This window comes from Drouetiella sp., from assembly GCF_059504425.1.
Genome location: NZ_JCACIN010000025.1, coordinates 210,991 through 227,316, shown reverse-complemented (window position 1 = coordinate 227,316; position 16,326 = coordinate 210,991). Strand labels below are relative to the sequence as shown.

At 50.4% G+C, this 16,326-nt stretch carries 17 protein-coding genes; 11 read left to right on the top strand and 6 right to left on the bottom strand.

What is annotated here, in order from left to right; translation table 11 throughout:
- Nucleotides 1–4 precede the first annotated feature (4 nt).
- The 5 genes from AC5JMP_RS06615 to AC5JMP_RS06595 form a co-directional block, all read right to left on the bottom strand.
- Nucleotides 5–745, bottom strand: a complete 741-nt coding sequence (locus AC5JMP_RS06615; RefSeq protein ID WP_495850642.1) for a hypothetical protein — start codon at nt 743–745, stop codon at nt 5–7.
- Nucleotides 746–800: 55 nt separating this feature from the next.
- Nucleotides 801–1,199 carry a Spy/CpxP family protein refolding chaperone gene (locus AC5JMP_RS06610; protein WP_495850641.1) on the bottom strand — a complete coding sequence of 133 codons (399 nt, stop codon included), beginning with the start codon at nt 1,197–1,199 and terminating at the stop codon, nt 801–803.
- Nucleotides 1,200–1,395: 196 nt separating this feature from the next.
- Complete coding sequence (locus tag AC5JMP_RS06605; protein WP_495850640.1) at nt 1,396–1,905, bottom strand: hypothetical protein; 510 nt, start codon at nt 1,903–1,905, stop codon at nt 1,396–1,398.
- Nucleotides 1,906–1,982: 77 nt separating this feature from the next.
- Nucleotides 1,983–2,687 (bottom strand): hypothetical protein, encoded by a 705-nt coding sequence (locus AC5JMP_RS06600; protein WP_495850639.1) that lies wholly within the window; start codon nt 2,685–2,687, stop codon nt 1,983–1,985.
- Between the two features lie 378 nt (nt 2,688–3,065).
- On the bottom strand, nt 3,066–3,824 hold the full coding sequence (locus AC5JMP_RS06595) for a Spy/CpxP family protein refolding chaperone (RefSeq protein ID WP_495850638.1): 759 nt from the start codon (nt 3,822–3,824) through the stop codon (nt 3,066–3,068).
- A gap of 218 nt (nt 3,825–4,042) precedes the next feature.
- Here AC5JMP_RS06595 and AC5JMP_RS06590 point away from each other — a divergent pair, with 218 nt between their 5' ends.
- The 5 genes from AC5JMP_RS06590 (at nt 4,043) to AC5JMP_RS06570 (ending at nt 10,158) form a co-directional block, all read left to right on the top strand.
- Complete coding sequence (locus AC5JMP_RS06590; protein ID WP_495850763.1) at nt 4,043–4,615, top strand: Uma2 family endonuclease; 573 nt, start codon at nt 4,043–4,045, stop codon at nt 4,613–4,615.
- A gap of 7 nt (nt 4,616–4,622) precedes the next feature.
- Complete coding sequence (locus AC5JMP_RS06585) at nt 4,623–5,855, top strand: sensor histidine kinase (RefSeq protein WP_495850637.1); 1,233 nt, start codon at nt 4,623–4,625, stop codon at nt 5,853–5,855.
- Nucleotides 5,856–5,863: 8 nt separating this feature from the next.
- Nucleotides 5,864–6,547, top strand: a complete 684-nt coding sequence (locus AC5JMP_RS06580; protein ID WP_495850636.1) for a response regulator — start codon at nt 5,864–5,866, stop codon at nt 6,545–6,547.
- A gap of 170 nt (nt 6,548–6,717) precedes the next feature.
- Nucleotides 6,718–8,445: a helicase HerA domain-containing protein gene (locus tag AC5JMP_RS06575; RefSeq protein WP_495850635.1), complete on the top strand. Its 1,728-nt coding sequence runs from the start codon at nt 6,718–6,720 to the stop codon at nt 8,443–8,445.
- A 714-nt stretch (nt 8,446–9,159) separates the two neighbouring features.
- Nucleotides 9,160–10,158: an RNA polymerase sigma factor, RpoD/SigA family gene (locus tag AC5JMP_RS06570; protein ID WP_495850634.1), complete on the top strand. Its 999-nt coding sequence runs from the start codon at nt 9,160–9,162 to the stop codon at nt 10,156–10,158.
- On the opposite strand, the gene AC5JMP_RS06565 is transcribed toward AC5JMP_RS06570, so the two are convergent.
- Nucleotides 10,155–10,328 carry a hypothetical protein gene (locus tag AC5JMP_RS06565; RefSeq protein WP_495850633.1) on the bottom strand — a complete coding sequence of 58 codons (174 nt, stop codon included), beginning with the start codon at nt 10,326–10,328 and terminating at the stop codon, nt 10,155–10,157. The genes AC5JMP_RS06570 and AC5JMP_RS06565 overlap by 4 nt on opposite strands.
- 35 nt (nt 10,329–10,363) lie before the next feature.
- Here AC5JMP_RS06565 and AC5JMP_RS06560 point away from each other — a divergent pair, with 35 nt between their 5' ends.
- From AC5JMP_RS06560 to AC5JMP_RS06535, 6 genes are all read left to right on the top strand, one after another.
- Nucleotides 10,364–11,458, top strand: coding sequence for a hypothetical protein (locus AC5JMP_RS06560; protein ID WP_495850632.1), 1,095 nt, complete (start codon nt 10,364–10,366; stop codon nt 11,456–11,458).
- Between the two features lie 24 nt (nt 11,459–11,482).
- Nucleotides 11,483–11,920 (top strand): DUF4079 domain-containing protein, encoded by a 438-nt coding sequence (locus AC5JMP_RS06555; RefSeq protein ID WP_495850631.1) that lies wholly within the window; start codon nt 11,483–11,485, stop codon nt 11,918–11,920.
- 155 nt (nt 11,921–12,075) lie between these two features.
- A complete protein-coding gene (locus tag AC5JMP_RS06550; RefSeq protein ID WP_495850630.1) occupies nt 12,076–12,636 on the top strand; it encodes a hypothetical protein in 561 nt (186 codons plus the stop codon).
- A gap of 27 nt (nt 12,637–12,663) precedes the next feature.
- A complete protein-coding gene (locus AC5JMP_RS06545; protein WP_495850629.1) occupies nt 12,664–13,404 on the top strand; it encodes an ABC transporter ATP-binding protein in 741 nt (246 codons plus the stop codon).
- Between the two features lie 246 nt (nt 13,405–13,650).
- Entirely contained in the window at nt 13,651–14,988 is a 1,338-nt protein-coding gene (locus AC5JMP_RS06540) for a GUN4 domain-containing protein (protein ID WP_495850628.1), read from the top strand.
- An 86-nt stretch (nt 14,989–15,074) separates the two neighbouring features.
- On the top strand, nt 15,075–15,866 hold the full coding sequence (locus tag AC5JMP_RS06535; protein ID WP_495850627.1) for an HAD family hydrolase: 792 nt from the start codon (nt 15,075–15,077) through the stop codon (nt 15,864–15,866).
- Nucleotides 15,867–16,326: the final 460 nt, after the last annotated feature.

Sequence of the window (16,326 nt, the reverse complement as noted above, 5' to 3'; positions counted from 1 at the left end):
ATTTTTAGGCAAAGGTGAAACCTTTACTTAAGTCACTAAGGGTGACGTCAACCACCACCCCAATCAGCTCAGATTCAGAGCCGCTGCTCTGATAGTAGATTCCGGTTCCCGTAATGTTGAGGTTGTCTGGTAAAGCACCCACCGAGTAGCTGCTTGAACTACCCTTGAGTTGAATCGTGTCTTTTTTTGGGTTGAAATCCAAAATTGCGGCATAGTCCGCTGAGCCTTGGGTGTCGCTCTTGCCATCGTCATAGAAAGTTTTAGAGGCGTTGCCCAAAACGAATGTATCTTTGCCACTACCGCCGATTAGCAGGTCGATCTCATCCTTTCCTGCCTGGGTAGAGCTTGTCCCGGTGAGGCGATCGTTTCCGGTTCCTCCTGACAAAATGTCATCTCCATCAGTCCCAGTCAGCTCATCATTTGATTGGGAGCTAGTAGAAACTGCGATAACTTCTTGTAAGTCATCAAAGATGGTACGGGCTTCCTCATCGTTAATTTCATCGCTGTCTAGAACCGTGAAGATATCTTTGACAATCGTCTTAAGCTCAGAGCGGGTCACGGTTTGATCGCTCAAGGCAGATTCAACATCTGTTTTAAGCTGGCCTACACTCGTGTCTGAGGCGGAATCCTCAAAACTACTGCTGACATCGCTCACTAATGTCTCAAAGATTTGCTTTTGCTCATCTGTGATGGAGCTGCTCTGGGTCTTTTTGCTGTTTTTACCGTTCTGCGATTTTTTTGACATGGTGAGTCTCCTTCAAGCTGCATGAATGACTCCTGATACGGTAGGAGGAAAAGGGCTACTGTTCCGTCAAAACAGCGTGCATCTCCTCCTGAGCATTTTGTAAAAGCTCTCTGACTTCAGTTTGCTGATCTTCGTCCAGATCGAGCGATCGCAGCGCCTCTTGCGGATTTTTGCCGGATGCGATCGCCCTCTCTAGCTGCTCATTCTGGTCATCTGTCAGCAGGTCTGATATCTCCTCTTGGACGCTTTCTTGAATCTCACGCAGTTTTTCTTGCTGCTCCTCGCTGAGATTGCTCTGATCTATAGAGCGCCGCGGCATCTGCTCTTGAGGCATGCCCTGTGGCATTGAAGGCATTCTTTCTGGAGGCCCTTGGAACTGTGCTTGAGCTGGGAAAGACAGGCAAATAACCACGCCAGTGACACAAAGCAGAATGGCATTGAACTTGAGTTTCATTTGAGGAAATCTCCTTAGGTAGACTCGCTAGAAGCTCGATTTAGCTCCAACGGTTCAATCCTAAAAATTCTGCTCTGAAAGCACATGAGGCGATCGTCCTGATCTCAAATAGGGCTTTAGTCCCATGAGAACGGGACTTTAGTTCCATGAAAACAGGACTTTAGTCCCGATCAAGATCACGATTAGCGTTAGGTTTTCAATCAATGCCTAACCGCGATCGCACTTCACCCAACGGCAAGCTCCACATCAGCTCAGGTTGCCACCTGTCTGCATCGAATTGAGAACGCCGACCCCGCCGATAGGCTGCTCGTAGCCTTAGCTTCATCCCATTAGAAAGACCTGATTGCTGTTTTACCTGGCGCAAAAGCCCTAATCCCAAAATAACGTGAGCCAAACGAAACTTGGCTCCCAAAAGAAAAGCCTGAACTTCGGCTTCACCGATCGCATCTGTGCCGTAACCCGTCAAGACATGCACGCCATCATGAAGCTGTTTGCGGCGAGGCCCTGTCGTGAAAGGTTGCAGATTGTGGCGATCGAGGGAATCTCCCCAGGCTCGACCGAAAGTGCCGAGGGGAAGCGATCGCAGCACCTGAATATCTACAATGGGCGGTACGCTAACTCCTAGCGCATCAGAAAGGCGATCGATCGCGTTGAGAAATCGGGCAATTTTAGGATTGGGCTGGGTAGCTGGGTAAGAAGATTGCATGGTCACCTTTTCGGAATTCAGTGTTATGGAGCTTTGCACAGGTTGTTTTCATTGCCACAGCCTGTGCAAAAGGTTGATTAAACGAACGTAAAACCCGTGCTAAGGTCGGTGAGGCTAACTCCCACGACTACACCCACTAGCTCACGGGAGCTTCCGGTTGTTTGGTAAATGCCTGTACCTTTCACCGAAAGCTCTGAGGGCAAAGCGCCCATGGTGTAGCCAGCAGCACTGCCATGAAGCTGAATGGTGTCCTGCTTTTTGTTGAAATCCAGAATCGTGGCGTAGTCCTGAAGTCCCAGAGTGCCTGATGTGCCGTCATTATAGAAGCCTGTAGCCGCATCTCCCAGCACAAAGGTGTCTTTACCGCCGCCGCCACAAAGGACATCAATTTCACCTTTCCCTGCATCATCTGAGCCTGCTGCCTTGAGGCGATCGCGTCCCAGCCCGCCCCAAAGAACGTCATTTCCGGTCGTCCCGGTCAAGTCGTCATTGGTTTTAGGAAAGCGCGAGGCTTCTGCAATGTCTTGTAGATCGTAGAAGATTGTGCGGGCTTCCTCGGCAGTGACTCCAGCACTGCTGACCACATTCAGCACGTCATTGGCGATCGTCTTAAATTCAGACTGGGTGAGCTTGCGATCGCTCAGTGCCGCTTTTACGTCAGCCTTGAGCTGCGTGACTGTTGTGTCTGAGGGTGCGTTCTCAACACTATTTTTGACATCGGTCAGCAACGTTTTGATGTTCTGTCTTTGTTCTTGGGAAACAATGGATTTTGCCTTCGCCATGATTTTGATTTCCTTGCAGTTTGTTCTATAGCCATTACTCTTAGAAGATGTTTAAAGAGTGGTCGGCTGTGATTTTAGGCACCTCTTGATCCCCCCTTGCCCCCTTAAAAAAGGGGGAAACGAACTCAAAGTCCCCCTTTTTTCTAGCGCAGCGGCGCTATAGCGCGGGGATTGAGGGGGATTTAAAACGTTTCGCTACTAAATAATTGGACTTTTCAAAGATCCTCTTAGGAAGTTTTTGTGGGTGCGCTCCGCGCACCCACAAAAACTTCCCCGTCCTAACACTTGTTCTATAGTTAGATGGGTGAACGATTTCGGATGACTCGCTAATGTTCCCCTGTCTTGAGGTGCCGATCGGGAACTCCCCACTGAAACCCGCTACTGGAACATTGCCGATCGACGAGAACTCATAAATTCCTGGACTTGCTGCTGTTGCTCCGCCGTCAAAACAGCCTTGGCTTGCTCGTAGGCAGACTCGAAGATCTCGCGTTTTTGAGTGCGCTGAGCCTCCGTCAAGTTGAGCGCCCTGAGGGCGGCAGATTTATCTTCACCTTGGGCGATCGCCGTCTGCAACTGCTGCTTTTGTTCCGCCGTCAGCACATTCTCCATCTGAGTGCGAGTGCTTTCGCGAATTTGCTTGAGCTTTGCCTGCTGATCTTCGGTCAGGTTCAGCCGTTGGGCAATCTCGCGAGGAATGCGACCCATTGCCCCCCGCCTTCCCTGACGAGACTGGCGAAATTCCTGAACTTGCTGCTGCTGCTCAGCCGTGAGGATACCCTGCATTTGCTCACGGGAAGTCTGCATAATCTCCCGTCCCTGAGTGCGCTGAGCTTCGGTTAGATTGAGGGCATCTAGGGCTTTAGGTAGAGGAGTGCCCTGAGCGATCGCCCCCTGCAACTGCTGCTTTTGCTCAGCCGTGAGGATACCCTGCATCTGAGTCCGGGCAGCTTCACGAATCTGTTGGATTTGCGCTTGTTGATCGTCACTGAGGTTAAGCTGGCGCATTGCCTGATGGAGTCTGGGCATTTTGCCTTCTCCACTTTGGGGCTGGTTTTGGGCATTAGCGATGAGGGGAAGAAGCGCGATCGCCCCTACAAGAGCGCCACCCACCAGAACTTTTTTGAGACTAAATTTCATGTCGGGTAGTTTCCTAGAATGATGTGAACTTGAAAACCGCTTTAGCGTTTAGCTTTCGATAGTCCGATCGTAGAAATTTCGCGCCTGAACTACCTGAACAAATCGTCATGACCTTACCCATGACTTTGGTCATGTTCGCCGCTTTGAGACAGCCGACTATAATCGACGTAAAGGTTTTAAGCTCCTTCTCAGCTCCTTCTCCATTTACTGAGGTATCTATGGTTGCGGGTCAGAAAAAATTCCATATTTCCGCAGAAGAGTATCTAGTAGGAGAGCGGGTCAGCCCGATTAAGCATGAGTATCGGCAGGGTCATGTTTATGCCATGATGGGAGCCAAGAAACCTCACCTGGTTCTAGCGAGTAACCTTGTCATGCTTTTAGGAAATCATCTTTCAGCGACTCCTTGCTTAGTCTTCACTTCCGACATCAAGGTGAGACTAGAGGCGACAGATTGTTACTACTATCCAGATGTTGCAGTGACTTGTGACGAGCGAGAACTCAACGGCAATGAAGACTTTATTCTTTACCCCTCATTCGTGATTGAAATCCTGTCAAGCTCTACGGCAGCATTCGATCGCGGTGAAAAATTTGCCGACTACCAAACTTGCCCAACTTTGAAGGAGTATGTTCTGGTAGACCAGATTCAAATGCAGGTGGAGTGCTATCGACTCAGTTCTGTAGGGGACTGGATAGGGCAAACCTATCTTGCAGGTGAGGAGATAAGTTTTTCTAGCCTTGATTTCCATTGCCCGATCGCCCATCTCTATCAGAAAGTTCCGGGACTTCTCTAGCTAATCTATGCATCGCCCCCGGTTCATCCAGAAGCATCCGTTTCCGTTTCTGCTGTATTTAGAGTGGGGGCTGCTAGCGATCGCTCTGCTGGGGGAATTTCTGCCGGGTTCAGTACCTCGCTTAGGCGAGCGATTTCCGTTGCTTAATTTTCTGAGCTTGCTGGGATTTGGGCTGATGGGGCTACAGTTGCCTAGCTACTCGTCCTCTCAGAAAGCTAGCCCACAAACAGCTTACAAAATTGCCTACACCGCTCTAGAGATTGGGTTAATCGTGCTGGCAGCCGCGGCGGGCAAAAATCCACGCATATTTCCGTTTCTCTATGTGGTGCTAATGATTCGGAGTTGCCTAATTTTTAGAATGCCGGGGCGGCTGGTGGTCATGGGCATTGCCTTCAGTCTGTTTCTGCTGATGGTGACTCGGTTTATGCGGCGTGTCGAAATTCAAGCCCCTCTGCGCTGGCAAGTTCCCAGTCGTCCCCTGCTGTTCAATTTTGTCTTGCTGCTAGGTCTAGTTCTGGTATTAATCTTGCTGCTAGTAAATGCCTTGATCAACGAGCGTCAAAGTCGGGAAAAGCTGACGATCGCCAATGACCAGCTCCGCCAATATGCCCTGCGGGTCGAAAATCTGGCAATGGCACAAGAGCGCGCCCGGATCGCCCGTGAGATTCACGACTCTCTGGGTCACGCACTGACCGGACTCAATCTGCAAATGGAGGGCGCTTTGAAGCTCTGGGACTCCAATCCAGATCAGGCGCATAGCTTTTTGCGCGATGCCAAGCAACTTGGCTCAACGGCTCTGCAAGAAGTGCGGCGATCGGTGTCTGCCATGCGCTCTGATCCCCTTCAGGGGATGCCTCTACTGGAGGCGATCGCCACCCTAGCCGAGGACTTTTATCGCACCACGGGCATTCAGCCCCATTGCCAGATTCAAGCTCTGTCGCTGCCCTATGAAGTCAGTAGCGCCATATGTCGCATCGTTCAGGAGGCGCTTACCAATATCCGCAAGTATGCTAATGCCTCTGAGGTGAATATCAGCCTAGAGGCGATCGCGCCTCATCTGCATCTCACGATTCAAGACAATGGCGACGGCTTCCAAATTGCTGAAAACCAAACCGGATTTGGACTGCAAGGAATGCGAGAACGGACGATCGCTCTAGGCGGACAAATGCAAATTGATAGTCAGCTGGGTCAAGGCTGTTGCATCACAGTTCAGATTCCCCTCCTTCAATTTTCTGGCTGAAAACCCCTATGATTCGAGTCTTACTGGTTGATGATCAAAGCATTATCCGGCAGGGGCTAAAGGCATTGCTGCAACTAGAGCCGGACTTGCAGATCGTCGGCGATGCCGAAAATGGACAGGTTGCCGTTCAGCAGGTTGAGGCGTTGCAGCCGGATGTGGTGCTGATGGATGTGCGAATGCCTGTGATGGATGGCGTTGCAGCGACAACGGCGATCGCCCAGCAGTTCCCCGCCGTAAAAATTCTAATGCTCACCACATTTGATGAAGACGAATATGTTGCCGCAGCCCTCCAGCAGGGAGCAGTGGGATATTTGCTCAAAGACACGCCTACCGAAGAGCTGGCGAACGCAATTCGCACGGTTCACAAAGGCTACACTCAGTTTGCACCGGGCATCTTGCAGCGGCTGATTGCTAAACCCCCGGAGGCTGCTGCTGCCGATCTGCCGCCCAACCTGCCGCCTAGCCTGCCGCCCGACCTGCCACCCGGATTTGCCGAACTCACCCCTCGCGAACGTGAAGTCTTGAAGCTGATTGCCCAAGGCGCAAGCAATCGAGAAATTGCCAAAGCGCTCTACATTTCTGAGGGCACCGTCAAAAATCACGTTACAAATCTCTTGGGACGGCTGGAGTTGCGCGATCGCACCCAAGCTGCCATTTTCGCCAACTCCGTACTGCCGCTATTGGAGCCATAGCTCAAATCTTTGCCAAGCAACGCTACAGAGAATAGCAGCTAGCTCAGATGGCATAAGTTTGTGAATAGAACGTCTGTATCAATTGATAGAACGAACGTATTAACTCATAATAGGACAGGCGTATTAACTCGCAGATTCACTAATTTTTATCTAGGCATATACATTCAGGCATGAATCCAGAGCAGCCGCTAGGTTCCGTCATTCAAGGTTCCCTCAGCCAGGGATTAGAGGTGCGACTTCATGCGGATGTTCTGGTAGAAGACATGCGGGTTGGCAAATTTTTGGTGGTGCAAGGGGTGCGATCGCGCTTCTTCTGCATGTTAACGGATGTGGCATTGGGCACTTCTAGTCCGCGTATCCTTTCCAATCCGCCTGATCCCAGCAACCTATTTTTGCAGGAGGTGCTTGCCGGAACGGGAACCTATGGCACCATCAACCTGACCCCAATGCTGATGTTTACGCCTGCTAATCGCGATCGCCCAGATTCGGGGAAAACCTCAGATAAAAATAAAACCAAGAAAGCTGCTGGAAAGCTTGGCTCTTACGAAGCGCAGACCAACGACGTAGAATTGCAGCCCGTCAAAACCATTCCTAGCCACTTTAGCCAGGTGTATGACGCTGCCCATCGAGACTTTCGTGCCGTCTTTGGCTGGGAGGATGACCCCAATCGCCGCAACTTTGCCATCGGTCAGCCGATCGACATGGATGTCCCCATTTGCATTGATCTCGATCGCTTCGTCGAGCGCAGCAACGGCATATTTGGCAAGTCGGGTACGGGCAAATCATTCTTAACTCGACTGCTGCTCTCCGGCATTATTCGCAAGCGTGCTGCCGTCAACCTGATCTTTGATATGCACTCAGAATACGGCTGGGAGGCAGCGCGAGAAGGCAAGCAATTTAGCACCGTCAAAGGCTTGCGGCAGTTATTTCCCGATCGCGTCCAGGTCTACACCCTCGATCCCGAATCCACCAAGCGGCGCGGCGTGCGGGATGCCCAGGAGCTTTACATCAGCTATGACCAAATTGACGTAGAGGATCTGGCGCTGGTGCGAGGCGAACTCAACCTCTCGGAAGCTAGTCTAGAAAATGCGATCATCCTCCGGAACGAGTTTGGCAAAACCTGGATTACCCGCCTGATGTCCATGAGCAATGAGGAGATTCAGGAATTCTGTGAGGTGAAGATGGGGAGCAAGTCTTCCATCATGGCGCTCCAGCGCAAGCTGACTCGCTTAGACGACTTGAAGTATCTGCGGAACACTTGCCCCAAAAACTACGTCGGACAGATTCTGGAGTCTTTAGAAGCCGGAAAGCATGTGGTGATCGAGTTTGGCTCTCAGTCCAATATGCTGTCCTATATGTTGGCAACCAACGTCATTGCCCGTCGGATTCACGCCAGCTATGTCCACAAAGCTGAGAAGTTTTTACAGACGAAAAACCCCAGCGATCGCCCCCATCAGCTCGTCATCACCATCGAAGAAGCTCACCGCTTCCTTGATCCCAGCACCGTCCGTCAAACTATTTTTGGCACGATCGCCCGTGAAATGCGCAAATACTTCGTTACACTCCTCGTCGTTGATCAACGTCCATCTGGCATTGATAACGAGGTAATGTCTCAGGTCGGTACGCGGATTACGGCGCTGCTAAACGACGAAAAAGACATCGACGCTATTTTCACAGGCGTTTCAGGCGGTCAGGCATTGCGATCGGTTCTAGCAAAGCTCGATTCTAAGCAGCAGGCTCTCATTCTGGGTCACGCGGTGCCGATGCCTGTCGTGGTTCGCACCCGCCCCTACGACGAGACTTTCTATGCCGAAATTGGCGATCGCGCTTGGGAGGAAATGCCCAACGAGCCGCTATTTCGAGCCGCTGAAGCCGCCAAAGCGGATTTAGGGTTTTAGTAGAAATATTACAGTTCGGTTATCCCTCTAGGTTTCCCGTACTTCTGCCTCAAGATAATCTTGCATCATATTAGAACGGGGAAAGGATGCGCCTCTTTCTCCTAAATTCGTTTCTAAATTTGCGACTGGTTTAATGAAGCACTCTATGAAGCAGCAAAGAAAATCTTACACAAGTTCAGCCGATCGGATGAGAGCTGACCTCTTTACGGAACCTTAAAATTGTAATACAATTGTAAGCAATTCAAACTGGTAACGATTCCGGCTTTCATACACCTCATCTACGATATTGCTAGTACATCTTTTGGTTTGCCAGTTTCAGGAACGATCGTCATCACTCCAGGATCTCCTAGCTCACCGCTTTGGTAAACGTACTTGATGGACGTATTCCACGGTTCAGCAGACTCAGCCTAGTGAACATTTGCCACAAAGGATTGTTCCTACTAGAAATTGCTTCCGAGGTTGCAGCTAGAGAGCCTCAAGCAGCTAAAAAATTTCAAGACGCACTTAGCAAACATTAACCTGCGCAAGCATTTATCGCCTCAGATTTCACCCTACTGCTCTCCCACAATCTTCTCGCTTCACAGCCATGGCGCTGATCTAGTTTTGTAAACCTTAAACCGTTAACCGCCTAACTATTTTTGTTTCTAGGAAACTAAGGTTTCCGGGGCACCGTATTCCCATTAGTCCTGATTATAAGGAGTTCTCTGTCGCTCTATGCCAACTGTAAACATCGATATTCAAACCACCAAGGGCAAAGCCAGCAAGCCAGCATTTACCGCAGATATGGTGCGCACCTATCTTCATGAAATCGGTCGTGTACCTTTGTTGACCCATGAGCAAGAAATTGTTTTTGGTAAGCAGGTTCAGCAGTTGATGGCGCTTTTAGAAGCTAAGGATAAGCTTGCTGAAAAGCTAGACCGTGAACCAGCTCATGCAGAGTGGGCATCTGAAGTGCAAATGAGCGAAGCTGATTTGACTCAAGCGTTGCGTTTGGGGCAGCGAGCCAAGCAAAAGATGATCTCTGCAAACCTGCGGCTAGTGGTTGCGATCGCCAAAAAGTACCAGAAGCGAAATCTAGAGTTTCTAGATCTGATTCAGGAAGGTACTCTAGGTCTGGAACGCGGTGTTGAGAAGTTTGATCCGGTGCGGGGCTACAAATTCTCGACCTATGCCTACTGGTGGATTCGGCAGGCAATTACGAGAGCGATCGCTCAGCAAGCTCGCACGATTCGTTTACCCATTCACATCACTGAAAAGCTTAACAAAATTAAGAGAGTTCAGCGAGAGCTAACCCAACAGCTTGGACGAAGTCCTAATCCAGCAGAGATTGGAGAGGCGCTTGAGTTAGAGCCAAGCCAAATTCGTGAGTATCTCATGATGGCACGGCAGCCCGTCTCTTTGGAGCTGCGAATTGGGGATAATCAGGACACTGAGCTACAGGATCTGTTGGAAGACGAAAATGCTTCTCCAGAAACCTATGCAACTCAAGAGTCTCTCCGTCAAGATCTAGAGAGTATGTTGGCTGAGCTAACGCCTCAACAACGAGAGGTTCTGGTCTTAAGGTTTGGCTTAGCAGATGGTAATGAGCTATCTCTTGCCAAGGTGGGTCAGCGGATGAACATCAGCCGTGAGCGGGTTCGTCAGCTAGAGCGTCAGGCGTTAGATCATCTTCGTCGTCGCAAAGCAAATGTCCGAGCCTATTTAGCTAGCTAATAGACCTCCTGCAAATTAGGTTTGGTGGGGGCTGCGCCCCCACCAAACCTAATCCCAAAATCTCCAGTCTGTAGGATGTTTAACGAAACGCTGCTAAGTAACGCGATCGTCTTGCCGTGAGCCACGAACTTTAAGCTACAAACTTTGCCAACTCGATCGCCAGAGAGCATGGCATAATATGTCGGCTGTTACTCCAAAGCATTGAATGGTTCACGCAGTCCAGTTTTCAGATGGCAGTTTTAACACCCGTTCCGATGTGCTTCTGCCCAATTTTTCTAAAGACTTAGGCACAAATGCCGTGCTAGATTTCCAGGTGCCTGATCCTGAAGATGACCAGATTTCGGAGCATGAGTTTCAGCAGCAGGTAGAAACCGCATGGCAGGTGTGCGATCGCTTTGACCTACAGACAGATATCTGGCGCGGACGGATTTTGCGGGCAGTACGCGATCGTGAGAAGCGCGGCAGCGATCACGGCATTGGCTTTCTCAATTGGCTAAAAGACCGAGAAATCAGCAAAACTCAGGCATATTCACTAATTGAGCTGGCAACCAGCGCCGATCAATTACTAGAGGACGGCATCTTAGACTCCGAAGAAGTTAGCCACTTTAGCAAGCGCGCCTTCATTGCCACGGCTCAGGCGGCTCCAGAAGTGCAGCAAATGGTGAGCGATCGCCTGAGGGAAAACAACGCTAGTCCGCGAGTCACTCAACGCGAAGTGCGGCAGTTGGTGGATGAATGGACGGCGGTTACGTCAGATTTATTGCCGATCGAAATCAAAGAGAAGGCAGCCAACAGCACCATTCCAGCTCGATACCTGACCCCGCTTGTCCGTGAAATGGAGAAGCTTCCCGAATCGCATCAGACTTTTCTGCGGGCAGAGGTAGCAGAAAATCCTGATGTAGATACCGTTAAGCAGGTGACGGCTGAGGCACGCTATCTGGCGAAATACCTCAACGCTGCGGGTCAGGTACAGTCTCTTGCCCATGAATCGCTCGATCTGGAGTCTGCCCTAGAGGAGGCTTTACGCATCGGCTGTCTCAACAGCACTGCCGAACTCGTGAGCCAAGCCGCCCAGCTAGAGCAGATGATCGCCAAGCTCTACACGACCTGGAAGCGTATGAATACTCTATCTGAGCGAGTTTATCTAGATAGTGGTGTGAGTACGCCAAATTTGCGATCGCTCCTCTCTCACCTCACTCCGCTCACCAACGAAACGGTAGAGATTAGCCTTGGCGATCCAGATGGCAGTTTTTCACGTACCATTCGGCTACGAATTTTGCCGGAAGAAGAGGGAGAATAAAGGCATAACTTACTTCATTCTCCTGTGAATCTTCCTTCCTTTCTTTGGCTCTGGCGGATTGCAGCCTGGTCAATGGGTCTATCCTTGACTGCCTATGTTTTGCTGATAGCGACGGGCGGATGGATGTCTTTGACACGGGTGCAGGGGCAGCCTCGTCCTCGATGGCTGCGACCTTTACACTACGGCATTGGCGGCACAATGGTAGGTCTAGTGCTGCTACTGCTGGCAGTAGGTCTGATGGGCACGATCGGCTACTATGGCAACCTAGGACATTCGGCGCATTTACCCGCAGGTCTGGCGGTAGTGAGTTTGACAATCGCCTCCGCCTGGAGCGCCAGCCAAATTAGCCCCAAACGCCCTTGGGCAAGACCGCTGCATGTGGGACTGAATGTCGCGCTTTTTCTAGGCTTTTCATTCGTGACGTTTACAGGTTGGCTGGTGGTGCAAAAGTACCTGCCTTAGAACATTTGCTGGTCAGAGCATTTGCTGGTCAGAACATTTGCTGGTCAGAGCATTTGCTGGTCAGAGCATTTGCTGGAAAGCATTTACCCTAGTAGAAGCCCCTTAATCAATTTAATCAAGCGCCCTCTGTGTCTTTCCAACCTGCCAATCTTTCCGTGTCTGCTCCTATCTCACCCCAGATCTTCCGGCTCTCTCCACTGATTCGGCTGACGCTGCTGCTGCTGTATGTGGCTCTAACGCTGCCCTTACCCTTTTTGGCAAAGGTCACTCAGGCTCCGGTGCCTCCTCTCTGGCTGTCAGTGGGTTTGGCGCTAGGAGCGATCGCCCTTTATGCCGTTCTTTGCGAGCGGGTAATTCTGGACGATGAGGAAATTCGAGTCACTTATCCCAACTGGGTACCGCAATTCTGGCGCAAAGGCTGGTCGCTACCTTGGGCTGAAATCACGGCTCTCAAGCCTCGTTCTACAGGGCAGGGCGGCATTGTCTATTATTTCCTCAGCCAGTCGGGACAGGGTTATCTCTTGCCGATGCGGGTAGCCGGATTTGCTAGGCTCGTGCAACAGGTTGAAGCCAAAACGGGCATCGATACTACCGATGTCAAGCCGCTGTCTCAACCCTGGATGTATCTAATTCTGCTGGTCTTGACGCTATTTTTATTAGCGATCGACACTTGGACAATCTGGACAGCCCTTTCGCTAGGACTTGTCGCCCTCTAGAATCTCCGCTCCCTCACTGTTCACTCAATGCCCTCTCCCCAACTCCTGCTCGATCGCGTCAGCCTCAACGCAGGTGCCCAGCGGCTACTGCAAGATATCTCCTGTAAGGTATTTCAGGGCGATCGCGTTGCCGTTGTAGGCGCATCTGGAGCCGGAAAGACCTCTTTGCTGCGGCTGCTCAATCGTCTCAGTGAAGCCAGTCAGGGACAGATTTTTTTTGAAGGGCAGGACATTCGTCAAATTCCGGTGATTCCACTGCGCCAGCAAATCACGTTAGTCTCCCAGGAATCGAAGCTGTTGGGCATGACGGTACGGCAGGCGTTGGCATATCCTCTATCGCTACGGGGAATGCCGAAATCAGAGGCTCAGCAGCGGATCAGCACCTGGACTGAGCAGCTTCATATTCCTCACGAGTGGCTCGATCGCACCGAAGTACAGCTTTCTGTAGGGCAACGGCAATTAGTGGCGATCGCTCGTGCCCTGGTAATTCAGCCCAAGGTGCTTTTACTGGATGAACCAACCTCAGCTCTGGATGCCGGACGCAGTCATCATCTAATTGAAACTCTGATTCAGACGGCGCAAACTCAGCAGATGACAATTTTCATGGTGAACCATCAGCTTGAGCTAGCGCAGCAGTTTTGTACCCATGTTCTGCATTTGCGCCAAGGCAAATTGGTTCAAGATTTATCTGCCGAACAGATGGTCTGGGCAGATCTGAGGCAGGGCTTGATCGAGGCTGAAACCCAAGATATTGAAGATTGGGAATAGATGAACCTTGCTAGTGGTATAGCATTACATGATTGAGTTAGGACGAGTTATTTTTTGAGAGCCGCGCTCCGTGCGGCTCTCAAAAAATAACTCATTGGATCTAAGCGCGTAGCGCTATGTGTGTGATTTTTTTGAAGAGAGCGCGGATTTCCAAAAAATTATGCCCAGATTTGTCACTACCAGACCGATGCAAGACAGAGCAAAACGCGATCGGAACAGTTTACGGAAGCTTGGATCTAGCGTAGGATGCGAGAAGTTACCTCCGCGATCGGTCTGTTAGTTATGATCACGCCTGAAACCGCTCGATCCTACGCGATTTTTGTCAAGCAATATGCTCGCAATGGCGAGATTGCTGCGGTCAATCGCTCTATCTTGCAACGACAGCAGACTCAGCTCAAGCTGACCTCTGCTGAAGCTGAAGCGATCGAACGGCGCGTACTGGAACTTCTGGCGCAAGCGGGTTCTGCGGATCGATCGGGTGAGCGTGTCTCTTCACTCCAGGCAAATAGCGCTTCCAGTGCCGCACTGACTCATGATATAGTCGCCAATCCCACTCAACCGCCCCGCGAAGCTCGCCCTGTTGAACCTCAACCGAATTTAGAGCCTGAGGCGCAAGACTATCAGGCGCAGCTCAAGCGATACGAGCAAGAATTTACTCAAGCGATCGCTCTCGGACTACCGTTTAGTCAATCTGTTCAAGATCGCCTGGTCAGGCTCCAGCATTCCTTGAAACTTCAAGGCAGCGATATTGCGGTCATTGAAGATCAGGTGCTCTCCCGACATTTGACTCAGCTTCCAACGCCTTCAAGCTCGCTAAATTTAGCACAGGGTCTAGATCAGCCTGAACCCATAGATTCTCCCCCCACTCTGATCGTGCCCGGTGGCATTGCCTATGCTCAGATGGCTCCTACGGCAACTCCTACGGAATCAGCCTCTTTCATCTCTAGGCAAGAGATTCCGCCTGAGCTACCGCCGACCGCGCCACCGATCGCAGCTCTAGCAAAATCCGTCGATGCTGAACCCATAAACCTCCGCTCTGAAAAAGGCATAGATTACACGACTCTGCGGGATTTGTTGAAGCAGCAAAAATGGCTAGATGCCGATCGAGAAACCCTTGTCGTCATGCTCAAAGCAGCCGATCGCGCTGCGGCTGGCTGGCTCAATGCCGATGCTCTTACCCAGCTTCCTTGCCTTGATTTACATACGATCGATCGCCTCTGGAGCTACTATAGCGGCGGCAAGTTTGGCTTTACAGCACAGTGGCAAGCCTATCCCATTCCCAAGCGATCTCGGACGAGCTTTACCAATAACCTGCCTTCCCGCGTTGTCCAAGATCAGGTGCTAGATTTTGCTAGAAAAATGGAGTGGTGGACCGATCACCTAGAGTTTCTTAAATATTACAATCAGCTCAACTTTAGCCTAGAGGCACCCCAAGGACATTTACCAGCGCTCTGGTTCTGGACGGTGCCCTGGTGGAAAGCACTGCAAAATGGCGGGTTTGGCTCTGGTCGGGGGGGCTGTAGTGTGGATAACCAGACTTTGCCCACATTTATGGCACGGTTAAGAATGTGCAGCTTTGAGTAGGACTGCTACCTGATTCTGCCCCCGCATTAGCCAAGAGAATTAGCCAAGAGAACTAGCCAAAAAATTAGCCGTTGAGGAAACCTGCCATGCCGAACCTGCCCACCCTTCTGGCATTAGATTTTGATGGAGTTGTATGCGACGGCTTGATTGAATATTTTCAAACCTCATGGCTGACCTATTGCCAGATCTGGAAACCTGTAGATGACGTTCCGCCTCCAGGATTGGCTGAGCGATTTTATCATCTGCGCCCTGTGATTGAGACAGGCTGGGAAATGCCGCTCTTAGTACGATCGCTGCTCGAAGACATCCCAGAAGCTGAGCTATTCGCCCACTGGGCAACTATTGCCCAACAGCAGTTGCAGAAGCTAGCCCTGACTCCTGGCGAGATTGCCGCACAGCTTGATGGAGTGCGAGATGCCTGGATTAATGCCGATGCCGAGGATTGGCTGGCGCAGCAACGCTTTTATCCTGGTGTTGTCGATCGTCTGCGGCAGGTCATACAGAGTGAAACACAGCTGTTTATTATCACTACCAAGGAACAGCGCTTTGTACGGCAGTTGCTCCAGCAGCAGCAAATCGAGATTCCAGAATCACGAATTTTTGGTAAAGAGGCAAAGCAGCCGAAGGCAGATACCCTACGTGCCCTGATTCAAAAATTTACCCAAGAATTAGATGAATCCGTCACGGTTTGGTTTGTAGAAGATCGGCTGAAAACCTTACACAATATAGCACCTCAGCCAGACTTAGCTGCCGTCAAACTCTATCTAGCAGATTGGGGCTACAACACCGAAGCCGATCGCGAAGTGGCGCGTCAGAGTGACCGAATTCACCTGTTATCCCTCGAAACCTTTGTGCGAGACTTTACCGCCTGGATTTAGATTTACACAAAGTCTGCGAAAAACTACTGGAGTAGGCGGATTCTACTGAGAGGAGCGATCGCTTCTATAAATCTCTGACTTCACAAGCTATCAGGTATTCACTACTCACTAGACTTTCAAAATAATGCTCAATTTGACAGAGTTGGTATTAATAAATTGATCCTGACTCAGTACAACTATGGAAAATTAGGTGCTTCAGCCTCCTAAGAAATGAAGCTTACTTTTAGAGGCAACACAGAAAGAATTTTTTTCTTTGCTCCCCAAGTCTGTTGACTTCCTTTTTCACTGAATACATCGCTTAACACATTATTTGAACGTAAAAAAACAGCACTCCATCTCAGTATTTTAACTGGATTTCATCAAGCATTTAAGATGCTCGTTAAAGACGAGTTTATACAGAGACACACCGTTACATTCATTACATTCAAACGTAGGCGATCGGTTTCTTTTCAGCTTCTAC

Coding starts and splice junctions, on each gene's coding strand:
- AC5JMP_RS06615 (WP_495850642.1), bottom strand. CDS start 745: ATGTCAAAAAAATCGCAGAACGGTAAAAACAGCAAAAAGACCCAGAGC.
- AC5JMP_RS06610 (WP_495850641.1), bottom strand. CDS start 1,199: ATGAAACTCAAGTTCAATGCCATTCTGCTTTGTGTCACTGGCGTGGTT.
- AC5JMP_RS06605 (WP_495850640.1), bottom strand. CDS start 1,905: ATGCAATCTTCTTACCCAGCTACCCAGCCCAATCCTAAAATTGCCCGA.
- AC5JMP_RS06600 (WP_495850639.1), bottom strand. CDS start 2,687: ATGGCGAAGGCAAAATCCATTGTTTCCCAAGAACAAAGACAGAACATC.
- AC5JMP_RS06595 (WP_495850638.1), bottom strand. CDS start 3,824: ATGAAATTTAGTCTCAAAAAAGTTCTGGTGGGTGGCGCTCTTGTAGGG.
- AC5JMP_RS06590 (WP_495850763.1), top strand. CDS start 4,043: ATGGTTGCGGGTCAGAAAAAATTCCATATTTCCGCAGAAGAGTATCTA.
- AC5JMP_RS06585 (WP_495850637.1), top strand. CDS start 4,623: ATGCATCGCCCCCGGTTCATCCAGAAGCATCCGTTTCCGTTTCTGCTG.
- AC5JMP_RS06580 (WP_495850636.1), top strand. CDS start 5,864: ATGATTCGAGTCTTACTGGTTGATGATCAAAGCATTATCCGGCAGGGG.
- AC5JMP_RS06575 (WP_495850635.1), top strand. CDS start 6,718: ATGAATCCAGAGCAGCCGCTAGGTTCCGTCATTCAAGGTTCCCTCAGC.
- AC5JMP_RS06570 (WP_495850634.1), top strand. CDS start 9,160: ATGCCAACTGTAAACATCGATATTCAAACCACCAAGGGCAAAGCCAGC.
- AC5JMP_RS06565 (WP_495850633.1), bottom strand. CDS start 10,328: ATGCTCTCTGGCGATCGAGTTGGCAAAGTTTGTAGCTTAAAGTTCGTG.
- AC5JMP_RS06560 (WP_495850632.1), top strand. CDS start 10,364: ATGGTTCACGCAGTCCAGTTTTCAGATGGCAGTTTTAACACCCGTTCC.
- AC5JMP_RS06545 (WP_495850629.1), top strand. CDS start 12,664: ATGCCCTCTCCCCAACTCCTGCTCGATCGCGTCAGCCTCAACGCAGGT.
- AC5JMP_RS06540 (WP_495850628.1), top strand. CDS start 13,651: ATGCGAGAAGTTACCTCCGCGATCGGTCTGTTAGTTATGATCACGCCT.
- AC5JMP_RS06535 (WP_495850627.1), top strand. CDS start 15,075: ATGCCGAACCTGCCCACCCTTCTGGCATTAGATTTTGATGGAGTTGTA.